A 237-nucleotide genomic window follows, 5' to 3' on the forward strand; every position below is an offset into this window, starting at 1 on the left:
ACTTTGGGGTTTTCACTAAGCAGAACCTGACGATTTTGGCCGACGCTGCAGCCGCCACTGGTAAGCCTGTGGACGGTCTTGCGGAGTCGTTCGCGCGATTCCAGAAGCTAGGTGACGCCAAAAGTATCAAGGCCCTACAGAAGGCCTTTGGTGCGTCCACAACGGAACTGCAGGACTTCGGCGCCGTCCTGGACGCGGACAACAACCTTCTGGTTGACACTCCGCCCCGGGTCGAAG

General features: G+C 58.6%; 1 protein-coding gene. It reads left to right on the forward strand.

Going from position 1 to position 237, the window contains the following annotated elements:
• Positions 1-35: 35 nt before the first annotated feature.
• A partial coding sequence (locus Q4528_RS16010) for a hypothetical protein (RefSeq protein ID WP_303522748.1) occupies positions 36-237 on the forward strand: 202 nt, incomplete at its 3' end.

This window comes from Staphylococcus pasteuri (assembly GCF_030547725.1).
GTDB lineage: Bacteria > Bacillota > Bacilli > Staphylococcales > Staphylococcaceae > Staphylococcus > Staphylococcus pasteuri.